This is a genomic window from Caulobacter sp. (assembly GCF_049283275.1).
GTDB lineage: Bacteria > Pseudomonadota > Alphaproteobacteria > Caulobacterales > Caulobacteraceae > Caulobacter.
Genome location: NZ_JBAPVS010000196.1, coordinates 1 through 3949 on the forward strand (window position 1 = coordinate 1; position 3949 = coordinate 3949).

General features: G+C 68.4%; 4 protein-coding genes. All 4 read right to left on the minus strand.

The genetic code is table 11. The features are described from left to right. Nucleotides 1-755 (minus strand): outer membrane protein (locus tag WAL33_RS10795; protein WP_422181242.1); only part of this gene is annotated, 755 nt, incomplete at its 3' end. 327 nt (nt 756-1082) lie between these two features. After that, the gene (locus WAL33_RS10800) at nt 1083-2282 is read right to left on the minus strand and encodes an ABC transporter permease (RefSeq protein WP_422181244.1); all 1200 of its coding nucleotides are present in this window, start codon (nt 2280-2282) and stop codon (nt 1083-1085) included. Then, nucleotides 2279-3235 (minus strand): ABC transporter ATP-binding protein, encoded by a 957-nt coding sequence (locus WAL33_RS10805; RefSeq protein WP_422181246.1) that lies wholly within the window; start codon nt 3233-3235, stop codon nt 2279-2281. Before WAL33_RS10805 ends, WAL33_RS10800 begins: the two co-directional genes overlap by 4 nt. Continuing rightward, on the minus strand, nt 3232-3949 hold a 718-nt coding region (locus tag WAL33_RS10810), incomplete at its 5' end, for an HlyD family secretion protein (RefSeq protein WP_422181248.1). The genes WAL33_RS10805 and WAL33_RS10810, both read right to left, overlap by 4 nt.

Sequence of the window (3949 nt, forward strand, 5' to 3'; positions counted from 1 at the left end):
GCGAAGGAATAGCGCAGACCGACGGTCAGCGATTGGTCCTTGTAGTCGCCCTTGAAGTAGCCCGGCTGCAGGCTGCCGCTACCGGTGGAGTTCCACTGATGCTCAGCACCGAACAGATAGCGATAGGTGACGTCGACCTTCAGCTTGTCGGTCGCCTTGATGGCGGCGCCGGCCAGCACTTGGTAGGCCATCGACATGTCGTCGTCATCGACCGTCAGGTTTTGCCCGGCGCCGGTGTAGGCGTTCGAGAACTGGCCCAGGGCGGTGATGTCGAGACGCGTAGCCCCGATGCCGGCGCCGAGGTACGGGTTGATCCAGGCGTCCGGAGCAAAATCGTACAGCAGGTTGGCGAACAGCGACCAGGTATCGATCGAACCGCTCGGACCGCCGCAGGTCTGAGCGGCGGCGTTACGGGTCACGCCGGGGGTGCAGAGCCCAACGGGCTGACGGTCGCGCACCGGGTTGCCGCGAACACCCGCCAGATCGCCGGGGCGGTAGCCGCCTTCGAGTTCCGCGCGCCAGTTCGGGGTGAACTGATAGCCGAGACGGACGAAGCCGGCCCAGTCGTCATCGGTTCCCCAGGTCCAGTGATAGGTCGCGCCGTCCGGTGCATTGCCCGACGACTCGGTCGAGATGCCTTCCGGCCAGTGATAGCCAAGGTCGACCGCGCCGTACCAGCCGGTATCTTGGGCCGAAGCCGCGCCAGCGGCGAAGACCGCGGCCAGAGCCACTCCCGCCAGGAGTTTGAGTTTCATATCAAGAGCCCTCTATTGCCCTGCACCGGCCGAGACCGACCGAGCGTCGTTATACCAAGGCGCGCGATCCGCGAAAGTGTCAGCTGAGCAACACCCGTCAGGTTTCGAGCGTCTTCTTGAAGAAGACGCCACGAACGCATGACCGCCCCCGCGGAATCACCTGCGAGCGTATCAGCTGACTATCCCGGAAAAGCGCCGGTATGGTACCGGTTCGCACGCGAATCCGCGCAGCGCAAGGCCTTGCGCATGTTTTGCGATCCGTGAGCGCATAAAAAAGCCGCAGCTGTGCAGGAACGCCCCACCCGCAGGCGACGGGCGCCGGCGACATCAGTCCAGGGTCCGTCGGTACCGCGACATGGCGGCGACGGTGATCGCCACGACAAATATCGCCAAAGCGACAAGACTGGTCCACAGGTCCTCAAGACCCAGTCCTTTAAGTAATGAGCCGCGCACAACCCGCAGAAAGTGGGTCACGGGAATCACCCCGCCCAGGGCCTGGGCCCAGGCCGGCATGCCTCTGAACGGGAACATGAAGCCCGACAGCAGGATCGACGGCAGCATGTAGAAGAACGACATCTGCACGGCCTGCAGCTGGTTGCGGGCCACGGTCGAGATCAGGAACCCCAGCGACAGCGATCCGAGGATGAACAGCACCACGCCCACGGCCAGGGCGCACCAGCCCCCCAGACCGCCCGAGCCCATCGGCACCGAAAACAGCACGCGCGCCAGGACCAGGATGACCACGGTCTGGATCAGGCCGACCACCACATAGGGCGACAGCTTGCCGATCATCACCTCGATCGGCCTGGCCGGAGTGGCCAGCAGGCTCTCCATCGTGCCGCGCTCATATTCGCGGGTCATGCCCAGCGAGGTCATCATCACCAGGGTCATCGACAGCACCACGCCCAGCAGGCCGGGCACGATGTTGTAGGCGGTGATGGCCTCGGGATTGTAGCGGCGGTGAACCACCACCTCGAACGGCGCCTTGTCGGCCCCTTGACCGGAAGATGGCGCGACGGCGCCCAACTGGCCACGGGCCAGGTCGCGGGAAAGCGCCGTACGCGGAAGATTGGCCAGGGCGGCGACGGCCGCGCCTGTGGCGCCGGGATCGGAGGCGTCGACCTCGACCAGGATCTGCGCGTTGTCGCCGCGCACCACACGGCGGGTGAAGTCGGCGGGGATGGTCAGGGCGAACTGCACCTCGCCCCGGGCGATCGCCTGGTCCAGCGCCTCGGGCGAGGCCGCCTCGGCGACGATCTTGAAATAGCCGTTGTGCGCCAGGGCCGACAGGGCCGAGCGCGCCATCGGCCCGTGATCCTGCACCAGCACCGCCGTGGGCAGGTCGCGCGGATCGTTGTTGATGGCGTAGCCGAACAGCATCAGCTGGACGATCGGCATGACCAGGATCATCGCATAGGTCAGCCGGTCGCGGGTGAGCTGGATGAACTCCTTGGTCAGCACCGCCATGATGCGGTTCAGCGAAAGTCCGTGATCGGCGTGATCGGCGTGATCGGATGCGCGGCTCATTGAAAATTGTCCCGCGACGAGGCCATCAGCTGGATGAACACGTCCTCCAGGGTCGGCGAGACCTCGGTCCAGACCAGCGGCGGCTTGCGGTAGGGGGCGATGGCGGCCTCCAGCGCCGCGCGGTCCTGGCCGCTGACGTGCAGGGCGGCGCCGAACGGCGCGGCCATGGCCACGCCCGGCGCCTTGGACAGGTCGCGCCCCAGACGGTCGGCCCCTGGCCCCTCGGCGCGGAAGGTGGTCAGGCCCGACTCGCCGATCACCGCCTCCAGGGTCCCGCGCGCCATCAGCTTGCCATAGGCGATGTAGGCGATGTCGTGGCAGCGCTCGGCCTCGTCCATGTAGTGGGTCGAGACCATCACGGTGAGGCCCTCGGCCGACAGGGCGTGGATCTCGTCCCAGAACTCTCTTCTGGCTTGGGGGTCCACGCCCGCCGTGGGTTCGTCCAGCAGCAGCAGGCGCGGCTCGTGCAGCACGCAGGACGCCAGGGCCAGGCGCTGCTTCCAGCCGCCCGACAGGCTGCCGGCCAGCTGTTTCTGGCGCCCCGCCAGCCCCAGGCGCTCCAGGGCCGCGTCCACCCGCCCGCGCCGCTGATCCAGGCCGTAGATGCGGGCGGTGAAGTCCAGGTTCTCGCGGATCGACAGGTCCTCGTAGAGCGAGAACTTCTGGGTCATGTAGCCGGTCTGGCGCTTGATCTCTTCGGCGTGACGCCGGAAGTCCAGGCCCAACACCGCGCCCTCGCCGGCGTCGGGGGTCAGCAGGCCGCACAGCATGCGCAGGGTGGTGGTCTTGCCCGAGCCGTTGGGGCCGAGGAAGCCGGTGATCTTGCCGGCCCCGACCTGGATGGTCAGGTCCTGGACCACAGGCTTGTCGCCGTAAGACTTGTTCAGGCCGCGCACGTCGACGGCCAGCTCGCCCGCCGGCGGGTCCGCGAGCTGGGCGGCGGCCGCGTTCACTGGCCTGAGTCCTTCTTTGGGCCCTTCAGCGGAACCACGTCGATCGGCAGGCCGGGCGGCAGGTCGGCCGGATGGTCCGGCAGGGCCTCGACCAGGAACACCAGCCGATCGCGGGCGTCGCGGCTGTAGATCACCGGCGGGGTGAACTCGGCCCGGGGGCTGACGAAATTGATCCGGGCTTCGAGCCCGTCCTTGCAGCCGTCGCAGGCGAAGGCGATCCGCGTCCCCGGCCGATAGAGCGCGACCTCGGCCTGGGGCACGTAGAAGCGCAGCCGCACGCGATCGTCGGCCAGCAGGGCCACCACCGGCTGATTGGCCGCCACCCATTCGCCGGGCTGGTAGAAGACGTCCTGAACCCGGGCGGCGGCCGGGGCCTTGGGACTGATCTGGTCCAGACGGTCCTGAGCGAGCGCCAGCTGATCGCGGGCGGCGGCCGCCTGACTTTCGGCGGCGCGGATCGCGTCCGGCCGCCCGCCCAGGGTTCCGACCCGGCGCTGCCGCTCGACGGTGCGGACATTGGCCTCCGCCGTCAGCATGGCGGCCCTGACCTGGTCGAGACGGGCGGGCGCGTAGAACCCCTTGGCCGCCAAGGGCGCGACCCGATGATAGTCGGCCCGCGCCTGGGCCAGGGCGGCCAGGGCGGCGGCGCGCTGGGCGTCATAGACCGCCAGCTCGTCCGGCCGTTGGCCCTTGGCGGCGTCCACGGCCTGGGCC